The following is a 23,221-nucleotide window of genomic DNA, read 5'->3' on the forward strand; positions in this document are numbered from 1 at the left end:
TGTTGGTTTGCCCCGCATACCGCAGTATCCGGGGCGTTGTGTTGGCTATAAAAAGACTTAACGTAAACGGTCAGCGGCTGTGGTTGCGGCTTCCATACCGTCTTTCGCCGGGGTTTTACCCTGCAATACCGCCTGAATGTTTTGCTGCAAAATGTTCGACAAGCGTGAGTAATCCGCCGTTACCGGGCGCGAGAGCATCACGTTCAGCGAGACTTTAGCCGCCGCAATCAGGGCTTCCTGATCTTTCTGCACCGCCGGGTCGTCATAGGAGGATTTCCAGATTGGCAGGCTCAGTTTGGCGTATTTGTCCTGTACCGGCTGGGAGGTCATGTAGCTGATGTATTCCCACGCCTGATCCGGATGCGCACTGGCTTTGGCGATGCCCAGACCCATCGAACCGTTCACGCCGGACGCCTCACCTGCGGTTTCGCCCGGTGCCGGGATCACACCGACGTCACCCGCGACTTTGCTCTGTTTCGGGTCGTTGGCCATGTTGTACATGTAGGTCCAGTTCAGCGCGAAGGCCGCGTCACCGTTGGAGAAAGACTTACGCACATCTTCTTCCAGATATTCGCGGGAGTTCGGGTTGGTCAGCCCTTTATCCAGTGTCTCTTTCATGTAGTTGATGGCTTTCATCGCGCCGGTATTAGTGAAGTTCAGCTTGCCGTCTTTGTAGAAATCGCCTTTGAACGCCGAAACCAGCGTGGTGTAGTCGCACAGCAAGGCTTCGGACTGTGACCAGCTCCAGACCAGCGGGAATTTCACGATGCCTTTTTCTTTCAGGATCTCAGACTGTTTCTCCACGTCAGCCCAGGTCGCAGGCGGGGTGGTGATCCCGGCTTTTGCCAGCATGGCTTTGTTGTAATACAGATATTTGGTGTCGAGGATCCACGGCATGCCCCAGCGTTTGTCCTTGTAGGTCACGGTAGAAATCGCGCCGTCGAAAATCTTGCTGCTTTCGTCGGCAGGGATACGCGCCGTGACATCCTGCAACAGGCCGTATTTGTTGAATTCGGCTGGCCAGATCGCATCAAACAGCACCACGTCATAACCTTTGTCACCGGCACCGCGGGCGGCCACAATTTTGTCGTGCAGCGCTTCGTACGGCACAAATTCCAGATTCACTTTGATGTCAGGATGTTGTTTGGTGAAGTCCGCGGTCATGGCGCGGATATCGGCTTCGCTGTACGCCGCCTGAGTCATAAACAAGGCACTGAGCGTGGTTTCAGCCAGCGCGCTGGCGGAATATCCCAGAGTGAGGGCAGAGAGGGCGCACAGGGTGGCCGCAGGGGTAAGTCGTAGGCTCATCGTCATTCTCCGAAACAGGGTTAAGTTTATTAAATCAATTTGATTGCTTTAATCGGCTAAAAAAAAGTGGGATAGCCGTTGATGGCGGCAACCCCTGCGTCCCTGCCGGATTGATACTTGCTACCTGAGGCTTAAAACGAATTCTATAAACGGTGCAAACTGAATAGTGACTGACGATTATTATTAACATACCAATAACATTGAAAGCTGTGATGGCATCGTCATATTCATATTCTGATATTTATAAAATCAATTTGATTGCTGTAATCACTCTCCGCATACTGCCCACAGGTTTCCCCTCTGGGTACAAGGCCGTGATAACAACTTCTGGTACCAATCTTGAACATGCCCGCGCGCATAATCGCCGGGTCGTCATCGAAGCCATTCGCCTCAACGGTGAGCTGACCCGCGCGGAAATTGCCCGGCTGACGTCGCTCACGCCGCAGACGGTTTCCAATATTGCGACCGAACTCGAACAGGCGGGCATACTCTCTTCCCATCTGCCGCGTCGTGCGGGCGGACGTGGTCAACCGGCAACGCCACTGACACTCAATCCTGACAGCGCCTATTCCATCGGCATCCATCTTGATCATCAGTCGCTGCTGATTGTGCTGGTGGATCTCACGGGCTCGGTGCGTTTTCGCCACCAGATCCACATTCAGAAACCTCAGCCTGAGCCCACGCTGGCCCTGATTGATCAGATACTGCAAGAAATGCGCCAACAGGTGAAAATCGACTGGCGCAAAATGCTGGGCGTCGGTGTGGTGATGCCGGGGCCATTTGGCGTTGAGGGCATTTCTTCGCAGGGGCCGACCACGCTGCACGGCTGGGATAATGTGGATATTGAAGCGCGGTTAAGTGCCTCTACCGGCTGGCCGGTCACGCTTGAAAACGATGCAACGGTGGCGGCCATCGGCGAGCGTTTTCACGGCATTGCCAAGCAACTTTCCTCGTTTGTGTATCTCTATATCGGCACCGGCCTCGGCGCGGGGATATTTACCGACGGGCGGATTTACACCGGTCATGCACATAATGCGGGCGAGGTCGGCCACATTGTGGTGCAACCGGGCGGCCGCGAATGTTACTGCGGCAACAAAGGATGCCTCGAACGCTACGTTTCTTTGCAGGCCGCGTACGAAGCCTGCGGGCTGGATCCGATGTCCGCCATGCCGGAAGATTTGCTGAACGTGGATGAGGCCTTGTTCGATAAATGGCTGGATACCGCGGTCGAACCGGCGCTTCAGGCCATCAATATTATGGAATGCGTGTTTGATGCGCAGAGCGTAATCATCGGCGGCACGATGCCGAAACCGCTGGTGGAGAAGCTGATCCGGCGCCTGACGCCGCTGTACAGTTCGGTACGAAGCCGCTATGCGCAGACGGCGAGAATTCGCCTAGGCATGTCCGGTAGTGACACCCCGGCGCTGGGCGCGGCGGCGTTGCCGATCTTTGATGAATTCAATCCGCAATATGAGGTGCTGCTGAAGTAGTTCTGGCTGGCGCGCAGAAAAAGAACCAGACGGTCTGACCGGTTGGTCAGATTTGGCATAAGCTTTGCAAACGTTCTGTTATTAATCATCAATAAGAATGTTGCACAGAAGGACTATGCCATGAGTCAGGTTATCACCCGCGCGGTACGCGGAAACTTCTTTGATATCCGCCAGCCGGTCACCGGGCCGGAAGAACTTGAAGCCAGCGTGCGTTATATCGAAGACGGCCTGATGCTGCTGAGCGGCGGGCATATTGTCTGGCTCGGGGAATGGCTGGAGGGCGAAGCAAAGCTCGCCAGCGTGCGAAAAACCGCCGGGCTGGAAATTGATGATTACCGCGACAAACTGATCGTTCCCGGTTTTGTCGATACCCATATTCACTACCCGCAAACCGAAATGATCGGCGCGTACGGCGAGCAACTGCTCGAATGGCTGACGCGCTATACCTTCCCGACGGAACAGCAATATCACTGCGCGGATTACGCCAGGCGCATGTCGAAATTCTTCATCAACCAGCTTTTACTCAACGGTACCACCACGGCGCTGGTGTTTGGCACCGTGCATCCGCAGTCGGTCGATGCGCTGTTCAAAGAAGCGTCTGACATCAACATGCGGCTGGTGGCGGGCAAAGTGATGATGGACAAAAACGCTCCCGACGCACTGCTGGAAACCCCGGAACAAAGTGAAGCCGATACGCGCGCCCTTATTACGCGCTGGCATAACCGTCAGCGCCTGAGCTACGCGCTGACGCCGCGTTTTGCGCCGACGTCCTCGCCCGAACTGCTGCAAAAAGTCCGTCTGCTGAAGCAGGAATTCCCGGACGTGTATATGCACACCCATCTCAGCGAAAACGTGGCGGAACTCTCCTGGGTAAAAGAAATGCACCCGGAACATCAGCATTATCTCGACGTTTATCATCAGCATGGTCTGACCGGCGAGCGCTGCGTTTTCGCGCACTGCCTGCATCTTGATGACAGCGAATGGGAGTGTCTGAGCGAAACGGATTCGACGATTGCGTTTTGCCCGACGTCCAACCTGTTTCTCGGCAGCGGTTTGTTCAACCTGCAAAAAACCTGGCAGAAGCAGATCCGCGTGGGGATGGGCACCGACGTTGGCGCAGGCACCACTTTCAACATGCTGCAAACGTTGCTTGAAGCTTACAAAGTCGGCCAGCTGCAACGTTACCGGCTGTCAGCATTCGAAGCCTTCTATCACGCCACGCTGGGCGGCGCGCGGGCGCTGCATCTTGATGACAAAATCGGCAATTTCGACGCCGGAAAAGAAGCCGATTTCGTGGTGCTCGAACCGGGCGTCAGCGCGCTGCAAAAACTGCGTGCGACCAATAGCAAAACGCTGGCGGAGAAACTGTTTGTGCTGATGACCCTCGGCGACGACCGCAACGTTTACTGCACGTACATCGACGGCGAACTGGCCTATGCACGGGACGAAATGTCAGGAGATTTTTGCGCATGATGAACAGCGATACCGGCAGTAAAGTCCGCGTAGCCCGCGAGCGCACGCTGGAAAATATCCATGCGGCAGCGATTGCGGAGTTCAGCGAAAAAGGTTTTCAGGGCGCCACCACGCAGGCGATTGCACAGCGCGCGGGCATTAAAAAAGCCCAACTGTATTACTACATTGCCGGAAAAGAAGAGCTGTACGAGGAGCTCTTGCAGAAAGTGCTGAAAGTCTGGGGCGACATTATTCAGTTCGACCCGACACTCAGTGAGCCGGAAGCCGTGCTGAGCCGCTACATCCGCAACAAGCTGAGTTTTTCGTTCGACCAGCCGGAACTGTCACGCATTTTCACCAGCGAAGTGCTGAGTGGCGGACATTATTTGCAAAAATACTGGCCGCAGGCGACGCAGAACATCGTCGGAAAAGAAAACCTGATCCATCAGTGGATTGTTGAGGGCAAAATCCGCCCGCTGGATGCGCGTCTGTTCATCATGCACATCTGGGCGCTGACGCAGTATTACGCCGATTTCGCCGTGCAGGTGAAACACATGTACGGCAATTTTGACGGCGATGACATCGCGCGGGAACACATCATCGGCGAAGTCACCACGCTGATTTTGAACGGGTGCCGGAAGGGGGATAACGCATGATCCAGTTTCTGATGAACGGCAGGATCCAGACGGAAAATTTGCCGGACGATACCACGGTTCTCCAGTATCTGCGCCGCGATGCCGGGCGTTGCGGAACCAAAGAAGGCTGCGCCTCCGGTGACTGCGGCGCCTGCACCGTCGTGCTGGCCGAAAAAGAGGGTGACGGGCTGAAATACACCACGGTCAACGCCTGCCTGACATTTATGCCTGCGATACACGGCAAACAGATGATCACCGTTGAAGATCTGAAACATGAGGGCGAGCTGCACCCTGTTCAGCGGGCGATGGCGGATAACCATGCTTCGCAGTGCGGGTTCTGCACGCCGGGTTTTGTGATGTCGCTGTTTGCGCTGGAAAAGCAAACACTGACGTCTGACCGCGAGCCGTTTAACCGCGAAAAAGCCCTGCAGGCGTTTTCCGGCAATCTCTGCCGCTGCACCGGTTACCGGACGATTATGGCGGCGGCGCAGGCGGTTTGCGAAGCCCCGCAGGCCGATCACTTTGACGCCAATACTCTGCATTCGCTCGAAAAACTGCGGGCGATTTCCGCGACGCAGCAACCGGTCACGATTGAGCAGCTGGCGCAACGGTATCTGGCGGAGCCGGATTCCCGCCTGGTGGCCGGTGGCACCGATCTGGCGCTGGACGTGACGCAACGTTATCAGCGTATCCCGAAACTGATTTCGCTCAGCCATGTGGAAGAACTGAAAGAGTTTACGCTGACCGGTCAGGCAATTCATATTGGCGCGGCGGCGACGCTGAGCGCCTGTATGCCGGTTCTGCACCGTGAATTTCCGGCGTTTGGTGAGCTGCTTGAGCGTTTTGCTTCGCAGCAAATCCGTAATCAGGGCACATTTGGCGGCAATATCGCCAACGGCTCACCGATTGGCGACGGCGGCCCGGTTCTGCTGGCGCTGGGGGCGTCATTACTGTTGCGCTGCGGCGCGGCACAACGCGAATTACCGCTGGACGAATTCTTCCTCGGCTATCGCAAAACGGCCTTGCAGCCGGGTGAATTTATCGAGCAGATCCGCATCCCGCGCGTGACGTCCGAGGCGCGGCAGTTGCGGGTTTATAAAGTGTCGAAACGGCTTGAGGACGACATTTCGGCGGTGTGCGCCGCGTTGCAGATTGAAGTCCGGGACGGCGTGGTGGTGCATGCACGCATCGCGTTCGGCGGCATGGCTGAAGTGGCGAAACGCGCCACCCAGTGTGAAGCGCAACTGCTCGGGCAACCGTGGCAAACCGCCACCCTTGAGCGCGCATGTCAGGCGCTGGAGAAGGATTTCACGCCGATCACTGATTTCCGCGCCAGCCGCGAATACCGCATGCAGGTCGCCAAAAACCTGCTGCGCCGCTGCCATATCGAACTGATCTCTCCTGAAACGCTGATGCGGGTAACTCATTATGTCTGAATCCAAACCGTCACTTTCCCGGCTGGAGATGGAACAGTTGTTCCGTGCCGGACTTCAAAGCGGCGTGGGCAAAAGCCAGAAACACGAAAGCGCGGATAAACACGTCAGCGGAGAAGCAGTGTACACCGATGACCGGCTGGAGTTTCCGCGCCAGCTGCATCTGGTGCCGCTGCTCAGCCCGCACGCGCACGCCGACATTCTGCATATCGATACCGGGCCTTGTTACAGCGTGCCGGGCGTGGTGCGGGTAATGACGGCGGAAGATGTGCCGGGTAATCCTGATATCGCGCCGCTGACCCACGGCGATCCGCTGATGGCGCAGGGCGTGGTGGAATACGTCGGGCAGATTGTGCTGGTGGTTGCCGCGACTTCTCCGGAAGCCGCCCGCGCCGCCGTTGCGCTGGCGAAAGTGGATTATCAGCCCCGCGACGCCGTGCTGACTATCAGACAGGCGCTGGCACTTGAGCATTACGTGGAAGAACCGCATCAGCATAAACGCGGCGATGCAGGAATGGCGCTGGCCAGTGCGCCGCACCGCTTGCAGGGCGAGCTGGAGATTGGCGGGCAGGAGCATTTCTATCTGGAAACGCAGATTGCGTCGGTGATGCCGGGCGAAGACGGCGCGATGCTGGTTTACAGCTCGACGCAGCATCCGACCGAAGTCCAGAAACTGGTGGCCTCGGTGCTGGATTTACCGATGCACAAAGTGGTGGTTGATATGCGGCGCATGGGCGGCGGTTTTGGCGGTAAGGAAACGCAGGCGGCAGGCACGGCCTGTCTGGCCGCGCTGGCGGCACATCTTACCGGACGCCCGGCGAAAATGCGTCTGGCGCGGCAGGACGACATGCTGATCACCGGCAAACGACATCCGTTCCACGTCAGCTACGACGTCGGGTTTACGGATGACGGCATCATTCACGGTATCGACCTGAAGCTGGCGGCCAACTGCGGGTATTCGCTGGACCTCTCCGGTTCCATTGTTGACCGGGCGATGTTCCATTCCGATAACGCCTATTACCTCGGCGACGCCTTAATTACCGGTTACCGTTGTAAAACCAATATGGCGTCGAATACGGCTTACCGCGGTTTTGGCGGGCCACAGGGAATTCTGGCCATCGAGCATATTGTCGATCACATCGCCCGCGAACTGGGGATGGATCCGCTGACCGTGCGTAAAAATAATTACTACGGCCAGGAAAGCCGCAACATCACGCATTATCACCAGCCGGTCGGCCAGAATCTGCTTGAGGAGATGACACGCCAGCTGGAAGAAAGCGCGGAATATGCCGTAAGACGTGACGCTGTCACACAGTTTAATCTAAACAATCCGTTTATTAAAAAGGGACTGGCGCTGACGCCGGTGAAATTCGGCATCTCCTTTACCGCCAGTTTTCTCAATCAGGCAGGGGCTCTGGTGCTGGTTTACACCGACGGCAGCATTCAGCTCAATCACGGCGGCACGGAAATGGGACAGGGGCTCAATACCAAAGTCGCGCAGGTGGTCGCCGAAGTTTTTCAGGTGGATATCAGCCGCATTCAGATTACGGCTACCGACACCGGAAAAGTGCCGAATACCTCGCCGACAGCGGCCTCTTCCGGCGCGGACCTTAACGGTAAAGCGGCGCAGAATGCGGCCGAAATCATTAAAGCGCGCATGGTGGAAATGCTGATGCGCGTTCACGACGCGGCAGAAAGCGACGTAGAGTTCAGCAACGGTCAGGTGCGGGTCAAAAACGAGTATTTCAGCTTTGAGCAGGTCGCCACCCAGTGCTGGCTCAATCAGGTGCCGCTTTCCAGCACCGGTTATTACAAAACGCCGAAAATTTTCTATGACCGCAGCAAGGCAGCCGGGCATCCTTTCTATTATTTCTCGTATGGTGCGGCCTGCGCCGAGGTGCTGGTTGATACGCTGACCGGCGAATACAAACTGCTGCGCGCCGATATTCTGCATGACGTCGGCGATTCGCTGAATCCGGCGATAGACACCGGCCAGGTGGAAGGCGGATTTGTTCAGGGCATGGGCTGGCTGACGACCGAAGAACTGGTATGGAATGACAAAGGGCGGCTGATGACCAGTGGCCCGGCGGCGTACAAAATCCCGGCCATTGGTGATATCCCGCAGGATTTGCGCGTTCATCTGGTGGAAAACAGAAAGAACCCGGAAGACACGGTTTTCCATTCCAAAGCCGTGGGTGAACCACCGTTTATGCACGGAATATCTGTCTGGTGCGCGATTAAAGACGCGGTTTCCAGCCTCGCGGATTACCGCGTTCATCCGCATATCGATGCACCTGCTACGCCGGAAAGAGTGCTGAACGGCATTAACCAGCTGAGATTTTACGGTGACGTTGTCACAAGTGTCGTCAGCGCAAATACCGAAAAAGCGAACGGTTAACGGAGGATTTTATGCGTACCGATGACTGGGTAACCCGTTTAAATGACCTCCGGCAGCGCGGAGAGCCTTGCGTGGTGGCGACGCTGGTCGATCAGCAAGGTTCAACGCCGCGTGACGCGGGCAGTAAAATGCTGATCACCGCCGGTGACCAGTTTTATACCCTGGGCGGCGGAAATCTGGAGTTTCAGGTCACTGCCATTGCCCGCGAAATGCTGCAACAGGGCGCGAAAACCAGCCGGTTAGAGCGTTTCTCGTTAGGCGCACGGCTCGGTCAATGCTGCGGCGGTATGGCGTCCGTTCTGCTGGAACCCCTCGGGCAACCTCAGCCGCATGTGGTGGTGTATGGCGCCGGACACGTCGGCCGCGCGCTGGTGAACATACTCAGTACATTACCGTGCCGGATAACCTGGGTGGATGCGCGTGCCAGTGAGTTTCCTGTTCACGTTGACCCGCAGATTACGTGTGTGGTGGATGACGAGCCGGAAGGCACCGTGGCGCAAATGCCTGCGGGCAGTTATTTCATGGTTTTGACCCACGATCATCAGCTGGATTTTGCCCTCAGCGAAAAGATTCTGAAACGCGGTGATTTCCGCTACTTCGGGCTGATTGGTTCTGAGACGAAGCGCAAACGCTTTGATTATCGTTTATCCGGCAAGGGGATTTCCGGCGAGCAACTGATGAGAATGCGTTGCCCGGTCGGTCTGCCGGATGTGCGGGGTAAACTCCCCGCTGAAATCGCAGTGGCGATAGCGGGGGAATTTATCGCGGCGTACGGGGCGCAAAATCAGTCGGTTAACTGACAGACTTTTGCCCGTACCCGCTAAAGGCTAGCTGTGCAGTTTTTTGAATTCAAAAGTGCCGCCAAGCGCGACCGCGTAACGACTGACGGTATTAAGCGTCGGGGATGCGGCACCGTTTTCAAACCGGCTGATATTTTGTTTTTTCATGCCGGTGCGCCGTGCGATATCCTCCTGCGTCAGGGATTCCGCCAGCCGCGCTGCCTTGAGTTCGGCGACCATTTTTTTGTGCATCTGAATTGCCTCATACGCTGCGGCGAATTCAGGATCCTGCATCATCTCCTCCATAACTGCGCTGAGGGGAATGAGTTTGTTTTCATCGTAATCTTTCATATTCATCCTTTTTAATATTTTTCATACGTTGTAATGCCAGTTCTAAATCCTGAAGCGGCGTTTTAGCCGTTTTCTTATGCAGGATATGCACGACATAAATGCGGCGACCCTGCATAAAAAAATAAAACGCTCTGCCCAGGCCCTCCAGACTGATTACCCGGACTTCCCGTATTCCATTTCCGACATACCGGACCTGCGGATCCTGTAACGCGGCACCGTAGATCTCCAGCTCCTTCAAAGCATCAGCAATGCTGGCACTCAGCGTGGGAGGCAACTTGCGAAGCTCCTTCATGGCAGCGGGTAATACCTTCACGTCGTACACAATGGCGTTCCTTGCGGTGGATTATGATTACGTTTTGTGCAAAGTGGAAGTAATCATTTATGATTATTTTTAATCGGGAACGGGGTTCACATTCTTTCCCGCGCCCGACGCGTTGTGCCATCGCACCCGCGCATCCTGTCGGGTATTTGCAGGGAATTCAGAAGGGCGATCTTTTCCTCCGCGATGTCTCGCAAAAAATAAATCACTGAAACATAAGACAAACCAAACCTTCTCAACCCGTTCATAAAACAGTCACAAAACCGCAGTAATTTGTTTTCTCATTGAACAGGCCATCGCCGCTTTGAGGAAAACACCGACGCATGTCTGCCATCCAGATTTCCCACCTGAGTAAATCCTTCGCCACACAACCGGTGCTAAACGATGTCTCCCTGCACATCCTGCCGGGGGAGTTTGTGGCCGTGCTGGGCCCGTCGGGTTGCGGAAAAACGACGCTCCTGCGGACCGTGGCCGGGTTTGAGCCGGTCAACAGCGGCACGATCACCGTAGGCGATCGTCTGTTTTCATCGCCTGATGTGCATGTGCAGCCGGAGAAACGTGAGCTGGGGATTGTGTTTCAGAATTACGCGTTGTGGCCGCATATGTCGGTGGAAGAGAACGTGGCGTACAGCCTGAAAGTCGTGGGAATGGAGCGCAATGAACGGCGCGTCCGCACACAAGAGGCGCTGGCGCTGGTCGGGTTACGCGAATATGCAACACGGCGGCCAGCGGATTTATCGGGAGGTCAGCGGCAGCGGGTTGCGCTGGCACGTTGCCTGGTCACGCGCCCGGGCGTAGTGCTGCTCGATGAACCGCTGGCAAACCTGGATGTGCACCTGCGGGCGGCAATGGAAGAAGAGTTCAGCCGCTTTCATCAGCACACCGGCGCGACGCTTTTGTATATCACTCATGACCAGCAGGAGGCGATGTCGCTGGCGGATCGCGTGGTGGTGATGAACGAAGGGCGTGTGATGCAGTTTGCCACGCCACAGATTTTGTACCGGGAACCGGCCAATGAAATGGTCGCCACGTTTATCGATGACGGGCGCGTCATTCCGGTAACGGATGTCCGGCCGGACGGTAACGGCCATGCGCGGGTAGCGATTTTCGGCACCCACGTCAGGTTACGGTCGCCGGTTTCACAGCTTTCCGTGGTAAAGGCGCAGGCGTGTGTTCACGCGGCGGATTTACGTTTTGCCGAACCGGGGGAAACGGGGATTCCGGCACGGGTTTCCCGGCAGATTTATCGCGGCGGCTACTGCCAGACTGACATCACGCCGCACGCCGCGCCGGAACTCAGATTATCCATTCATTCTAAAAAAGAGGTTCAGTCGGGTGACAATGTCACTTTTATCATCGAAGACGGCTGGGTACTTCCTCAATGATCCCTTCTCAATTCACTCATTTTTAAAACTATTGATTCTCAAAAGGACAGGGCTATGCACATTTCTACTACCATCAGATTGAGTTTTTGCACGCTGTCACTGGCTGCCGTGCTGTTCACCTCTGCCAATGCGGCAGAAACGGCGTCGGGCAAACTGGTGATTTATACCTCTCAGGCTCCGGAAATCGCACAACAGACAGTCGATGCCTTTAAAGCGGCATATCCCGACGTTCAGGTGGAATGGACGCGTAACGGCACCACGCAGCTGATGAATGTGTTGCAGACGGAAATGATGGCAGGAGATGTGAAAGCCGATGTGCTGCTGGTGGCCGATTCCATCAATCTGGGTGCGCTGAAAAAAGACGGCAAGCTGATGGCGTATCCTGATGCCCCGGTCAGCAATATCAGCCCGGATTTCTACGATAAAGATAAAACCTGGTTTGGCACAAAAATCATCGCCACGGTTATTGCGTACAACACGAAAAATGCCAAACCGGTCGACAGCTGGATGGCACTGACCGACGCACAGAATAAAGGCCAGGTGGCGGTGCCAAGCCCGTTGTATTCCGGGGCTGCGCTTTATCACCTGCATACCGCCATTAACACGCCGGATATTGGCTGGGCGTTTTATCAGAAACTGGCGGCAAACGGGATTACGCCGGAAGGTGGAAATGGCCCGGCGCTGAAAGCCGTTGCCAGCGGCATGGCGAAATACGGTGTGATTACGGATGCCGATATTATCCGTGCGAAGAAACAAGGCTCCCCGATTGATCTGGTGTATCCGAAAGAAGGCGCGTCCTTTGTGACGGAGCCGGTAGCCATCCTCTCCGGGGCGCATAACGTGCCGGCAGCCAAAGCGTTTGTGAATTTCATGCTCTCGCCACAGGGGCAGCAACTGGTGGCAAAACAGGGTAACCGTCCGATTGATGCAACCGTTCCTGCACCGGAAGGGTTTGCGCCGGTGGATTCCATCAAACTGCTGACGCTCGATTCTGACAAAGCCGTGGCTGACGATAAGCAGGTACGTGCGAAATTCACAGAAATCTTCGGCGGCTGATGGCTGAAGGGAAAGGCAGATGAGCGTGATGAGTGAAATTCAGCGCCGCACGGTGGCAGCGCGCAGGCGTTACTGGCCGGGCAGTGAGAAGGCGGTTCTCTGGGGGCTGACGTTGCTGATAGGTATTCTGTCGGTCGCACCGCTGGCGCGGCTGGTGTGGGCGGCGGTGGCACCGCAGGGGATCCCGGATCTCTCGCGGTTCAGCCATCTGCTGGGCACCCGACGGGTGCTGACCGCCACGGTGAATACGCTGACGATCGCCGTTATTTCCACGTTGCTGGCGATGTTGCTTGGCACCGTGGCGGCGCTGCTTATCGCGTTAACGAATCTGCGCGGCAAACAGGCATGGGTTTTCACGTTCATCCTGCCGCTGATGATCCCACCGCAGGTAACGGCGCTGGCGTGGGTTCAGGCGCTTTCGCCGTCCAGCCCGGTCTTGCAATTCTTCGGACTGAGCCTGCCGCCGGGTTCGCCATCGCCGTTATATTCGATGAGCGGCATCATTATCTTGCTCGGGTTACACAATGCGCCGCTGGTGTTTCTGATGGTGCGCGCGGGGCTGCGTCGTTTGCCCGCCGATCTGGTTGAAGCGGCGCGGGCTGGCGGGGCGAAACCGTGGCGGGTTCTGTTTACGGTAATTTTGCCGCTGGTGCGTCCGGCGATTTTTGCCGGTGCGGCGCTTTCGTTTGTCACAGCGGCGGGAAATTTCGGTATTCAGGCGATGCTGGGCATTCCGGGGCGCGTGCCTACGCTGATCACGCTGGTTTATCAGCAGCTCAATACACTTGGCGCGTCGGCGCTGGCGGACATGGCGGTGCTGTCTTTACTGATTGCCGCGATTACGCTGGCGGGTCTGATGCTCAGCCGGTGGCTGGGCGGGCGTCAGGATGTGCGCGTGACCGGTACGCCGCGATCTTTGCATCAGCCGCTCGGCCGCTGGCGTTTGCCGGTAGAGATTATCGTCTGGCTCTGGATGATCCTGACCCTGTTGCTGCCGCTTTCCGCGCTGCTGACAACATCACTGACGCAGGGATTCGGTCAGGCGCTGACGTTCAGCAGCCTGACGCTGAGTAATTATGCCAATGCGCTGTTCGGGTATCCGGCTATCCGCCAGGCCTTTTTCACCAGTCTGGGGCTGACGCTGCTCACGGCGGTGATCCTGACCGTTGCCTCGCTGTTTCTGGCTTATTTTCTCAGCTGGCAGCGCACGCGGCTGGTGCGCGTTTTACAGTTATCCACGGAGCTGGCTTATGCGTTACCGGGGATTGTCACGGGTATTGCGGCCATTCTGTTTTTTCTTAAACCGCTGCCGCTGATCCACGTCAGCCTGTATGGCACGGTGTGGATTATTCTTGCGGCCTATCTTTCCAACTTTATGGCGCTGGTCCTGCGGCCCACAATGGCAGGCTTTGCGCAGATAGAACGTTCTCTGGATGAGGCCGCGCAAATTTTTGGTGCCGGTTTCCTGCGGCGGATGCGCGATATCCTGATGCCGCTGGCGGCGCCTTCGGCAATGGCGGGGACGATTCTGGTATTCCTGACGGCGCTTAATGAAATTCAGGTATCGATTCTGCTGGTGACGTCCGGCACACAAACGCTTGGTCCGATGATTGTGTTTCTCGACGAGGGCGGTTCTTCGACGCTCGCTGCGGCTACAGGCTGCCTGATGATTGGCGTGGTGCTGATCCTGATGTTACTGGCGTCGCTGTTTGCCCGACGTTTGCCGGAAGGTGTACTGCCGTGGAGGGTATGAATTAAGGAAGTCGGTAAAGTGCTAAACAGGCAAAGGTTTGCGGCTTTCGGATGTGTTACCGTTTCGGAACTCACTGATATCAGGAAGATGATAATGACTGATTCCCTACAAACGCGTAAACAAGCTGAACAAGAAGAAGACAGCCGGCCGCTACTCATTAAACTCGTCCCGGTTACCGGACAAAGCCACCGCTGGTTATACCTCGGAAATGGCCCGGCGGCGCAGGATGCTTATCTGTTACACCAGCACAATATTACCTCGGCGCTGAATATGGCGGTTAATCTCCAGCTCGGTGATCTGGCGCTGCCCGATGGCACCTGGCTGCGGCGAACTCAAATCGGGCTGATTGACGGGGCGGGCAATACGGTAAATCACCTGCTCGCAGGCGTGCTGGCGCTGGACGGTTTACTCGGACAGGCCAGCCCAGGTAAACGCAGTTATCCGCCACACCGCGCGGCCAATGTGCTGATTCACTGTCGTGGCGGGCGCAGCCGTTCGGTTGCGGTGCTGGCGCTTTATCTGTATTTCACCCAGCAGGATAAATTCCCGACGCCCGAAACCGCGCTGACCTTTTTACGGACCGTGCGCGGGCTGGATAATGCGCATCCCTGCGAACCGTTGCTGACGCTTATTCATCAGGTTGCTGAATTGCCGGTGAGTTTTATGTTCGGACAAATTGCGCATTCAGACACAGGATCCATGCCCTAATTCCCCTCTTTTTATCACTTCCAGCAACAGATTCATTTCACAGACCCGCACTCCCTGTCATCGCGGGGAGCCTGCGCAACTTCGCCAGCCGGAATGCGGATTCGTTTTGATAATGTAAGAATTTAGGGAATGCGTGCGGGAATGATAATTATGATGAATAATACGTGCCGTTTTGTTGCGGACTTGTGCATTATTCACGGTCAGACTTCATTTGCTAATGACGAAAGTTGACGGCCGGTGATAGTTTGCACGAAAACTGCCATAAAGAGGCTATTTAGCATTCCATGAGTAATCAAATTACAACCGCCAAGCAGCTGGAAGTTCAGCGCATTGTCGACGTTTTATCGAAGGCTATCGCGCAGCAACGTCTGCGTCCCGGCACCCGTCTGGTAGAGTCGCAGCTGGTTGAGGCTCTCAGCGCTAACCGTAATCATGTGCAGGTTGCGCTACAGCGCCTGTCTATGCAGCGCATCGTCACCATTGAACCTAACCGCGGGGCGATGGTGTCACAGCCCACGGCGAAAGAAGCCCGTGAAGTGTTTATTGCCCGTCGTGCGATTGAACGCGCAATAGTGGAAGGGATTAGCCCGGACTGTATCCGTCAGCATCGTCAGCGCATTCAGACGCATCTGGACGGCGAGCGGGAAGCGGCGAAATCCGAAGACCGTCGTGTGATTGTGCGCGAACTGAGCGAGTTTCATCTGATCCTCGGGGAAATCTCGGGCAACAGCGTGTTGAGTGAAATCCTCTCGAACCTGATGGTGCGCAGTTCCCTGATTGTGGCGTTGTATCAGCGCGCCGACGTGTCTTCGTGCCAGTGCGATGAGCATCAGGCGATTATTGAGGCGCTGGAAAGGGGCGACAATGCGCTGGCCGTGCAGTCGATGCAGGAACATCTGAACGAACTGGAAAGGGTTCTGGATCTGGATGATGAAGCGTCGGGAGAAATTAATCTTCGTCAGGTGCTGTCGGATCTCTAGGCCGGAAGAAAAGTGCGCCCGCCGCGGATCCGCAGGCAGGCGCTTTGACAGCTAAGAAGATTTCAGTGACCGCAACTGTGCGCGGTCATTGTAGAAACGCTGATACGCCAGATAGCCGGCAATAATCGTCGATAAACTGGCGGTCGCCAGCAGCATAAACGTCACCATAATCTGATATTTAATCGCTTTCACCGGGTCGATACCTGCAAAAATCAGGCCGGACATCATGCCCGGCAAACTCACGATCCCCACGGTTTTTGCGGCATCAATTGTCGGGATCATCGCTGCACGAATGCTGTCACGGATAATCTTCCCGGAGGCCATTTTTGTCGGCGCGCCTAGGCTCAGCATTTCGAGGATTTTCTGCTGATTGTCGATAAAGCGCTGATTGAGGTTGCTGTAGCACAAACCCACCGCCACCATCGCATTCCCCGCAATCATCCCTGAAATCGGGATCACCTGCATTGGCAGGAATTCAATCGATCCGCTGAGGATCAGAATTGTTAGCGTCAGCGCAGTACCGACCGTAATGGCGACAAACGAAATAACAAAACCGTTATCGATATTCTTACTGCGTTTCTTCGCATTCAGCGCCGCATTGACGCAGATAAACAGGACCATGAGCACGGTTAACAGGCTGTTATTGATATCGAAAATATATTTCAGGACATAGCCGACCACCACCAGCTGAACAATGGCGCGCGCCACGCTCCAGATGATGTCTTTTTCCAGCCCGAGTTTTTCTTTCTTGCTGACCAGCAGGGCGACGACCACCAGGATCAACGCCAGCGCCAGTGACTGGTCGGTAATATTATGCTGATTCATGAGCCGGACTTCCTTGCGTGTGGCGGGTCAGGGTAATGACGTGTCTGGCGTGACGAATTTCGTTCAGGTCATGGCTGACCCACAACACGGCCAGCTGTTTTTCGGCGACCAGACTGGCAATAATGTCATTGATATTGACCTTATTTTCCTCGTCCAGCGCACTGGTGATTTCATCGAGCAGCAGCACATCAGGCATAAACTGCAAATTACGCAGCAGGGCGACGCGCTGTTTCTCACCGCCGGACAACTCCTGAACCCGTTTCGTCAGCATATCCTCTGCCAGGTTCACTTTGGTCAGCCAGGCACGCAGCTGTGTTTCATCCACCTTTTTATTGCGGATCTGGTAAGGCAGCGCGAGGTTGTCGTACACCGTTTCGCCAAACAGCGACGGCGTCTGGAAGCAATAGGAAACACGCTGACGATAGGTTTCAGGTTTAATCCGGCTGATGTCTTCGCCTTTAAAATACAGGTTGCCACCGGTCGGATTTTGCAGCGATGCGATGATTTTCAGCAGCGTGCTTTTTCCGCTGCCGGAAGGACCGGTCAGCAGGGTAAATTCACCGGGATTCAGGGTTAATGAAACGGGCTCAAGGAGCGGAATATTATTGAGGGTGAACGAAACATCGTTCAGCCGGAGGAGGTCAGTAGGAGTGGTCACGCCTGAAAATCCTTTGATAACGGTAGGGGGTCTTACTCCTTCCCCTCTCACGAGGGGAAGGTTGGGATGGGGTGTGGGTTAACGCAGGCCAGAAGGTGTCGTGTGTAAAACCCCCTCCCAACCTCCCCCTTCGCAGGGGGAGGAGTAAAGAATATTACTGAGCCGGAACGGGTGCAGGAGCAGCAGGTGCTTCCTGTTCAGGTGTTGGTGCTGGCGCTGCTGGCCCGCCCAGAATACCGAACAAACCGGCGAATTCCTGCAACGTCATTTTCTGACCATTCAGGTCAATCTGATTGTCAGCGTAATGGAAGCTGCTGGTGATGGTGTCATCTTTCACGGTGGTCAGTTTGAACATCTGACCCATCGCGGCCAGACCCTGAACCTGCTGCTGAGCCAGTTTCGCGGCGTCATCGGCGCTGTAGCCTTCAAGCTGCGCAACCTGCGTGGTGACCTGAGTCGCCATCGGCAGTGGAATGTTCAGTGTGGCATCGACCTTATTCACCAGCTGAGACAACATCTGATCTTGCGTCTGTGCTGGCGCTGCGGCCGGATCTTTCAAATCCAGTTGCAGGTTGAAGGTGCTTTCGCCTTTGCTGTTTTTCCAGCTCAGCGGCGCAATGCTGATGCTCGGGTTGCCTTTAAGCAGCGTCGGGAGACCGGCCAGAAGTAAATCGGCAGCCTGTTGCTGATAAACCGCCGGATCCAGTTCACTCTGACGCATCAGCAGTTCACGGGATTGATTATTGTATTTGTCGGCAAACTCTTTCAGTGCAGCGCCGTCCAGTTTATCCAGTTTCAGCGTCAGTTTGGCAGAGCCGAAATCCGCGCCCTGTATTTTCAGCGCATCAATGGTGTAATCCTGCTGACCGTTGATGTTATTGCCGCTTTCAGAGAACTTGCTCACCAGCTTGAAATTGTCCAGTGAACCGGCATCTTTGCCGTCAATGTTGACCAGAATTTGTTTCACGATCAGATTTTGATCGCCCACGCCAACCTGGAATTTCCCTTGCTGCGTATCGCTGTCCATGCTGAAACCGGCCAGCGTCACTTTCTCAAGCTGGCCCCACTGGTTTTTAGAGGTAAGTGCCACGCTGTCGGTGCTGGCTTTCAGTTTCATCGCAGTCATGTCTTTATCAACATCAACATTGATTGTACCGCCGGAGAATTGCAGCTGACTTTCGTCTTTCTGGTATGTCACCGGAATGATATCAATCGCCGACGCGCTGGCGCCGCTGTAAGACAGACGCGTGTCCGCAGTGATCAGCGATTTACCCTTGGTGACGTCAAACAGACCTTTCAGCGTCGGGGTGTTTTGCAGCTCTGAATGCACGGAAGCCATGCTTGGAATCAGATTGAATCTTTTCAGCTGAGCGGCAGGGAACGGACCGTGATCGATGGTTTCGATAAAGGCAATTTCATCACCGGTTTTCAGCACGCTGGTACCGGCCGCGGCAGCTGCCGCATCAGGTTGCAAAACAAGACGCAAGTTGCTGCTGAACAACCCGCGATGGTAATCCTGATAGCTGACTTTCAGACCTGCTTTTGGATAAGCGCTCTGCAACTGGCTGTTAGCCGCCGCAACCTGTTCATCCAGATGTTGTTCAATAAGTTTACCCGTATACCACGAGACGCCTGTCCAGGCCGCGCCAAGGACTACAATGACGCTTACAGCGACTATCGACTTATTCATATCTCTGTTTATCCTTATGAAATATCCCGAAAATAAAAAACGCCTTACGGCGTTATTAGTCTCCTGAGTGTAGCTGAATCAACAGAAAAATCATCAAATTGGGGCACGGAGCCCCAATTTGTTTCATCTTCGTTTCATCTCACCTTACTTGCTCAGGGTATTGAAGACCCGCGCAATGCGACCGTTACCGCTCACGGTCACCGGCGATTCGCTGGCGGCCAGGTAACAGGATTCACCCGGCAGCAGCGTCAGCGTTTCACCCTGTTTTGACAGCACACTCTGGCCTTCAATACAGAAGACGATTGCGGCGCTGTCCTGTTCCAGCGTTTGTGGTTCCGCGGCAATCTCATGAATCGAGAAGGCAAAATCTTCGACAGGAATAGGGAAGTTGAGTTCCGCGCCTTTTTGCACCGGCGTGGTCAGCAGTTCACCGGCAGGCTTGGCGTTGAATTTCAGGTTTGCCAGCAGCTCAGGGATATCGATGTATTTCGGAGTCAGACCGGCGCGCAGCACGTTGTCTGAGTTCGCCATCACTTCCAGAGACACGCCTTTCAGGTAGGCGTGCGGCGTTTCGGCATACAGGAACATGCCTTCACCCGGTTGCAGGGTGATCACGTTGAGCAGCAGCGGAGAGAAGAGGCCGGAATCGTCCGGATAGAATTCAGAAATACTGCGCACGGTGTCCCACGGCTCGCCGTGTTGCTCACGGAGTACGGATTTCAGCACATCCAGCGCACGGGATTTATCTTCGCCTTTCAGACTCAGCAGGCCGGCGAAAAGGGCACGCAGATGATCGACATCAGGATAATTCAGGAAGCTGGCAATCAGCTGATGCGCACCGGCAACGGGTTGCAGCAGGGAAACGATGTCACGCAGTTCACGGAAACCGTTCATCGCCTGGAAAGGCGTCAGGGCGTAAACCAGCTCAGGTTTATGGTTCGGATCTTTATAGTTACGCTCTGCGGCGTCCAGAGGAATGCCCGCCGCATTTTCTTTCGCAAAACCAATTTCGGCAGCACCTTTGCTCGGGTGAACCTGAATGGAAAGCGGCTGGTCGGCACACAGGACTTTAAACAGGAAAGGCAATTCGCCGAAACGTTTGGCGACTTTTTTACCCAGCTGGCCATCAAGGTCAGCGCTGATTTGATCACGCAGGGAAAGGGTCTGGCCTTCGGCATTCTCAACCTGAGAACTGCTTTTCGGGTGAGCACCCATCCACAGCTCAGCCATCGGACGGCCTTGCGGGTCGGTGATACCGTAGAGTTTAGTCAGCGCGTTTTTACTGCCCCAGGCGTAATTTTGTACACCGTTATGCATTTTTTGCATTGCTTCATCCTGAATAGAAAAGTTCTGGGCATAGTAAACAATGACAAAGCGGGCTTTACAACTAAGATGCCTCAAAAAGTGCGGTTAGGGCGAAAACTCGGAATCAGAACCGATTCGAATTATACGTCTGCCTTATATGACACTATACTCGAGGCATAGCTTCGTGAATGCGTGGGACCGCATCCGGCACTCAAAAACCTGCAAAAAACCACAATTATCAACCGAATTCATCATTCGGGCAAAAAAGCTAAGGAGACTGTAATGGCAGCGACTCGCATTGAAAAAGACTCAATGGGGCCTATCGATGTTCCGGCAGATAAGCTTTGGGGCGCACAGACACAACGTTCGCTTGAACACTTTCGTATTTCCTCGGAAAAAATGCCGGTGGCCCTGATCCACGCACTGGCACAAACAAAACGTGCAGCGGCCAGTGTGAATATCGATCTGGGTTTATTACCCGCTGAACGCGGTAACGCCATCATTGCGGCGGCAGACGAAGTGCTGGCCGACAAACACACCACAGAATTCCCGCTTTCTATCTGGCAGACCGGTTCCGGCACCCAGACCAACATGAATATGAACGAAGTGCTGGCCAACCGGGCGAGTGAAATCCTCGGCGGCGAGCGCGGCGAAGGGCGCAAAGTTCATCCGAACGATGACGTGAACAAAAGCCAAAGCTCGAACGATGTCTTCCCGACCGCCATGCATGTGGCGGCGGTGACTGAGCTGCGCGAAAAGCTGATCCCTGAACTGAACGTGTTGCACAAAACCCTTCAGGCTAAGGCCGAAGCGTTTCGCGATATCGTCAAAATTGGGCGTACACACCTTCAGGATGCCACGCCGCTGACGCTGGGCCAGGAGATTTCCGGCTGGGTGGCGATGCTGGAACATAACCTTAAGCATATCGAAAACAGCATTCCGCATATCGCCGAACTGGCGCTGGGCGGCACTGCGGTCGGTACCGGCCTGAATACGCATCCGGAATATGCCGTGCGCGTGGCGAAAGCGCTGGCCGAACTGACCGGTCAACCGTTTGTGACGTCACCGAATAAATTTGAGGCGCTGGCCACCTGCGATGCGCTGGTTCACGGGCATGGCGCGCTGAAAGGCCTGGCCGCGTCGCTGATGAAAATTGCCAACGATGTGCGCTGGTTGTCATCCGGCCCGCGTTGCGGCATCGGCGAGATTTCCATTCCTGAAAACGAACCGGGCAGTTCCATTATGCCGGGTAAAGTGAACCCGACGCAGTGCGAAGCAATGACCATGCTGTGCGCGCAGGTGCTGGGTAATGATGTGGCGGTGAATATCGGCGGTGCTTCCGGTAACTTCGAACTAAACGTGTTCCGTCCGCTGGTGATCCACAACTTCCTGCAATCCGTCCGTCTGCTGGCTGACGGCCTGCGCGGCTTTAACGAGCATTGCGCAGTGGGCATCGAGCCTAACCGTGACCGTATTTCGCAGTTGCTCAACGAATCGCTGATGCTGGTGACCGCGCTGAATACGCATATCGGTTACGACAAAGCGGCAGAAATTGCCAAAAAAGCGCACCACGAAGGCCTGACGCTGAAAGGCTCAGCCCTGAAACTCGGTTATCTGACGGAAGAACAGTTTGATGAGTGGGTGCGTCCGGAAGACATGGTGGGCAGCATGAAACGCTGATCGTTTCCGGTTAACTGTGAGAACGCAAAATGAGGTCCGGATTTCCGGACCTTTTTTATGTGCCGCGCTTTATAACGGATAGTCGGTATATAAATGAAGACGTTTGATCAGCAGGCTGAGCGGCTGTGATTTCGGCTTATATTTATGTTTCACCGACGACGCATCGTAATCCTGCAATTCGCCGAGTTTTGGCACCTGCATTACCGGCGTGCGCAGACACAGCGCAATCAGCGGCAGCGGGCAGGGATGTTGCACCTGCTTCTGACTGTTGCGGTACCACACGCGCGCAATCGGCTGGACTTTCACCGGACGTTTAAATTTCAGCGCCGCATGCTCAGGCAGGCGCTTTACGTCGTTCATTTCACGGTTAATATTTTCCATCCACTGTTCGCGGGTGTATGGCGAAACAGCGCGGCCCGCATTCAGGCTTTTTTCCAGCTGAGCCAGCACTTCATCGCGCGTGACGTTTTTGATGATGTGTTTGTTCGCCCAGCCAAACCGCACGGAATCCGGATCATTCAGAAAATTGACCGAGCGGTAAGCGTTCAGCGTAATCAGCCCGCGCAGGTGAGTATGAACAAATTCAAAGCGCTGTTCGCGGGCGAGACCTGATTCAACCGTGACAATATTCTCCAGCTCGGCTTTTAATTTATTCACTTCTTCAATCAGCAGCAGGGCGGACTGATGCTCGGCTTCGTCCACCGCATAACACAACACGCCAGGCAGACGGACGGCGGATTTACTGCTCACATTCTCGTTATTATGATGGATAAACAGACGCTGGAAATGCTGTAACGCCAGCTGCTGCGCGGCTTCACCGGTAAAAGGGGTGACCTGAATTTTATCCGCAGGATTATGTTCTTCGCCCTTGGCAATCTCCGGCAAGGCAAACACTCTGGCCTGCAATAATTCCAGCTGATTCAGGAAATTACCCAGATCGTGCAAAGCCAGTTCCAGTTCGTTAAAACAACCGTTCATCCGGGCAATTAAATCATAATCTGCCATAAATCCTCCAG

20 protein-coding genes are annotated in these 23,221 nt (G+C 55.1%); 12 read left to right on the forward strand and 8 right to left on the reverse strand.

Going from position 1 to position 23,221, the window contains the following annotated elements; all coding sequences use genetic code 11:
• Positions 1-57: 57 nt before the first annotated feature.
• A complete protein-coding gene (locus IV433_RS16455; protein WP_195815143.1) occupies positions 58-1,308 on the reverse strand; it encodes an extracellular solute-binding protein in 1,251 nt (416 codons plus the stop codon).
• 317 nt (positions 1,309-1,625) lie between these two features.
• Between IV433_RS16455 and IV433_RS16460 the strand changes: the two genes are divergently transcribed.
• From IV433_RS16460 to xdhC, 6 genes are all read left to right on the forward strand, one after another.
• Positions 1,626-2,798 (forward strand): ROK family transcriptional regulator, encoded by a 1,173-nt coding sequence (locus IV433_RS16460; RefSeq protein WP_195815203.1) that lies wholly within the window; start codon positions 1,626-1,628, stop codon positions 2,796-2,798.
• A gap of 120 nt (positions 2,799-2,918) precedes the next feature.
• The gene (guaD, locus tag IV433_RS16465; RefSeq protein ID WP_195815142.1) at positions 2,919-4,271 is read left to right on the forward strand and encodes a guanine deaminase; all 1,353 of its coding nucleotides are present in this window, start codon (positions 2,919-2,921) and stop codon (positions 4,269-4,271) included.
• Positions 4,268-4,906, forward strand: a complete 639-nt coding sequence (locus tag IV433_RS16470) for a TetR family transcriptional regulator C-terminal domain-containing protein (RefSeq protein ID WP_195815141.1) — start codon at positions 4,268-4,270, stop codon at positions 4,904-4,906. The genes guaD and IV433_RS16470 overlap by 4 nt, the downstream gene beginning before the upstream one ends.
• The gene (gene xdhA / locus IV433_RS16475; RefSeq protein WP_195815140.1) at positions 4,903-6,321 is read left to right on the forward strand and encodes a xanthine dehydrogenase small subunit; all 1,419 of its coding nucleotides are present in this window, start codon (positions 4,903-4,905) and stop codon (positions 6,319-6,321) included. Before IV433_RS16470 ends, xdhA begins: the two co-directional genes overlap by 4 nt.
• The gene (gene xdhB, locus IV433_RS16480; RefSeq protein ID WP_195815139.1) at positions 6,314-8,716 is read left to right on the forward strand and encodes a xanthine dehydrogenase molybdopterin binding subunit; all 2,403 of its coding nucleotides are present in this window, start codon (positions 6,314-6,316) and stop codon (positions 8,714-8,716) included. Before xdhA ends, xdhB begins: the two co-directional genes overlap by 8 nt.
• 11 nt (positions 8,717-8,727) lie before the next feature.
• A complete protein-coding gene (xdhC, locus tag IV433_RS16485) occupies positions 8,728-9,516 on the forward strand; it encodes a xanthine dehydrogenase accessory protein XdhC (protein ID WP_195815138.1) in 789 nt (262 codons plus the stop codon).
• A gap of 27 nt (positions 9,517-9,543) precedes the next feature.
• On the opposite strand, the gene IV433_RS16490 is transcribed toward xdhC, so the two are convergent.
• The gene (locus IV433_RS16490) at positions 9,544-9,846 is read right to left on the reverse strand and encodes a helix-turn-helix domain-containing protein (protein WP_195815137.1); all 303 of its coding nucleotides are present in this window, start codon (positions 9,844-9,846) and stop codon (positions 9,544-9,546) included.
• Positions 9,830-10,168, reverse strand: a complete 339-nt coding sequence (locus IV433_RS16495) for a type II toxin-antitoxin system RelE/ParE family toxin (RefSeq protein WP_326838661.1) — start codon at positions 10,166-10,168, stop codon at positions 9,830-9,832. The genes IV433_RS16490 and IV433_RS16495 overlap by 17 nt, the downstream gene beginning before the upstream one ends.
• A gap of 320 nt (positions 10,169-10,488) precedes the next feature.
• Between IV433_RS16495 and IV433_RS16500 the strand changes: the two genes are divergently transcribed.
• The 5 genes from IV433_RS16500 (at position 10,489) to IV433_RS16520 (ending at position 16,047) form a co-directional block, all read left to right on the forward strand.
• On the forward strand, positions 10,489-11,550 hold the full coding sequence (locus IV433_RS16500; RefSeq protein WP_195815136.1) for an ABC transporter ATP-binding protein: 1,062 nt from the start codon (positions 10,489-10,491) through the stop codon (positions 11,548-11,550).
• Between the two features lie 54 nt (positions 11,551-11,604).
• The gene (locus tag IV433_RS16505) at positions 11,605-12,606 is read left to right on the forward strand and encodes an ABC transporter substrate-binding protein (RefSeq protein WP_195815135.1); all 1,002 of its coding nucleotides are present in this window, start codon (positions 11,605-11,607) and stop codon (positions 12,604-12,606) included.
• Positions 12,607-12,625: 19 nt separating this feature from the next.
• Positions 12,626-14,359, forward strand: coding sequence for an ABC transporter permease (locus IV433_RS16510; RefSeq protein WP_195815134.1), 1,734 nt, complete (start codon positions 12,626-12,628; stop codon positions 14,357-14,359).
• Between the two features lie 93 nt (positions 14,360-14,452).
• Positions 14,453-15,067: a dual specificity protein phosphatase family protein gene (locus IV433_RS16515; RefSeq protein ID WP_229893430.1), complete on the forward strand. Its 615-nt coding sequence runs from the start codon at positions 14,453-14,455 to the stop codon at positions 15,065-15,067.
• Between the two features lie 284 nt (positions 15,068-15,351).
• The gene (locus IV433_RS16520) at positions 15,352-16,047 is read left to right on the forward strand and encodes a GntR family transcriptional regulator (RefSeq protein ID WP_195815132.1); all 696 of its coding nucleotides are present in this window, start codon (positions 15,352-15,354) and stop codon (positions 16,045-16,047) included.
• A gap of 51 nt (positions 16,048-16,098) precedes the next feature.
• On the opposite strand, the gene fetB is transcribed toward IV433_RS16520, so the two are convergent.
• The 4 genes from fetB to manA all read right to left on the reverse strand — a co-directional run bounded on the left by fetB (position 16,099) and on the right by manA (position 20,546).
• Positions 16,099-16,872, reverse strand: coding sequence for an iron efflux ABC transporter permease subunit FetB (gene fetB, locus IV433_RS16525; RefSeq protein WP_195815131.1), 774 nt, complete (start codon positions 16,870-16,872; stop codon positions 16,099-16,101).
• Positions 16,859-17,530, reverse strand: coding sequence for an iron efflux ABC transporter ATP-binding subunit FetA (fetA, locus tag IV433_RS16530; protein ID WP_195815130.1), 672 nt, complete (start codon positions 17,528-17,530; stop codon positions 16,859-16,861). The genes fetB and fetA overlap by 14 nt, the downstream gene beginning before the upstream one ends.
• 154 nt (positions 17,531-17,684) lie before the next feature.
• Positions 17,685-19,220, reverse strand: a complete 1,536-nt coding sequence (locus IV433_RS16535) for a YdgA family protein (RefSeq protein WP_195815129.1) — start codon at positions 19,218-19,220, stop codon at positions 17,685-17,687.
• A gap of 144 nt (positions 19,221-19,364) precedes the next feature.
• A complete protein-coding gene (gene manA, locus IV433_RS16540; RefSeq protein WP_195815128.1) occupies positions 19,365-20,546 on the reverse strand; it encodes a mannose-6-phosphate isomerase in 1,182 nt (393 codons plus the stop codon).
• A gap of 261 nt (positions 20,547-20,807) precedes the next feature.
• Between manA and fumC the strand changes: the two genes are divergently transcribed.
• Positions 20,808-22,205, forward strand: a complete 1,398-nt coding sequence (gene fumC / locus IV433_RS16545; protein WP_165057555.1) for a class II fumarate hydratase — start codon at positions 20,808-20,810, stop codon at positions 22,203-22,205.
• Between the two features lie 69 nt (positions 22,206-22,274).
• Here fumC and tus read toward each other — a convergent pair whose 3' ends face one another.
• Positions 22,275-23,210, reverse strand: a complete 936-nt coding sequence (gene tus / locus IV433_RS16550; protein ID WP_195815127.1) for a DNA replication terminus site-binding protein — start codon at positions 23,208-23,210, stop codon at positions 22,275-22,277.
• Positions 23,211-23,221 lie beyond the last annotated feature (11 nt).

The organism is Rahnella laticis (assembly GCF_015644585.1).
GTDB classification, from domain to species: Bacteria; Pseudomonadota; Gammaproteobacteria; order Enterobacterales; family Enterobacteriaceae; genus Rahnella; species Rahnella laticis.

Bases quoted from the DNA above. Each gene is read 5' to 3' on its own strand.
- IV433_RS16455 (WP_195815143.1), bottom strand. From the start codon at position 1,308: ATGAGCCTACGACTTACCCCTGCGGCCACCCTGTGCGCCCTCTCTGCC.
- guaD (WP_195815142.1), top strand. From the start codon at position 2,919: ATGAGTCAGGTTATCACCCGCGCGGTACGCGGAAACTTCTTTGATATC.
- IV433_RS16470 (WP_195815141.1), top strand. From the start codon at position 4,268: ATGATGAACAGCGATACCGGCAGTAAAGTCCGCGTAGCCCGCGAGCGC.
- xdhA (WP_195815140.1), top strand. From the start codon at position 4,903: ATGATCCAGTTTCTGATGAACGGCAGGATCCAGACGGAAAATTTGCCG.
- xdhB (WP_195815139.1), top strand. From the start codon at position 6,314: ATGTCTGAATCCAAACCGTCACTTTCCCGGCTGGAGATGGAACAGTTG.
- xdhC (WP_195815138.1), top strand. From the start codon at position 8,728: ATGCGTACCGATGACTGGGTAACCCGTTTAAATGACCTCCGGCAGCGC.
- IV433_RS16490 (WP_195815137.1), bottom strand. From the start codon at position 9,846: ATGAAAGATTACGATGAAAACAAACTCATTCCCCTCAGCGCAGTTATG.
- IV433_RS16500 (WP_195815136.1), top strand. From the start codon at position 10,489: ATGTCTGCCATCCAGATTTCCCACCTGAGTAAATCCTTCGCCACACAA.
- IV433_RS16505 (WP_195815135.1), top strand. From the start codon at position 11,605: ATGCACATTTCTACTACCATCAGATTGAGTTTTTGCACGCTGTCACTG.
- IV433_RS16510 (WP_195815134.1), top strand. From the start codon at position 12,626: ATGAGCGTGATGAGTGAAATTCAGCGCCGCACGGTGGCAGCGCGCAGG.
- IV433_RS16515 (WP_229893430.1), top strand. From the start codon at position 14,453: ATGACTGATTCCCTACAAACGCGTAAACAAGCTGAACAAGAAGAAGAC.
- IV433_RS16520 (WP_195815132.1), top strand. From the start codon at position 15,352: ATGAGTAATCAAATTACAACCGCCAAGCAGCTGGAAGTTCAGCGCATT.
- fetB (WP_195815131.1), bottom strand. From the start codon at position 16,872: ATGAATCAGCATAATATTACCGACCAGTCACTGGCGCTGGCGTTGATC.
- IV433_RS16535 (WP_195815129.1), bottom strand. From the start codon at position 19,220: ATGAATAAGTCGATAGTCGCTGTAAGCGTCATTGTAGTCCTTGGCGCG.
- manA (WP_195815128.1), bottom strand. From the start codon at position 20,546: ATGCAAAAAATGCATAACGGTGTACAAAATTACGCCTGGGGCAGTAAA.
- fumC (WP_165057555.1), top strand. From the start codon at position 20,808: ATGGCAGCGACTCGCATTGAAAAAGACTCAATGGGGCCTATCGATGTT.
- tus (WP_195815127.1), bottom strand. From the start codon at position 23,210: ATGGCAGATTATGATTTAATTGCCCGGATGAACGGTTGTTTTAACGAA.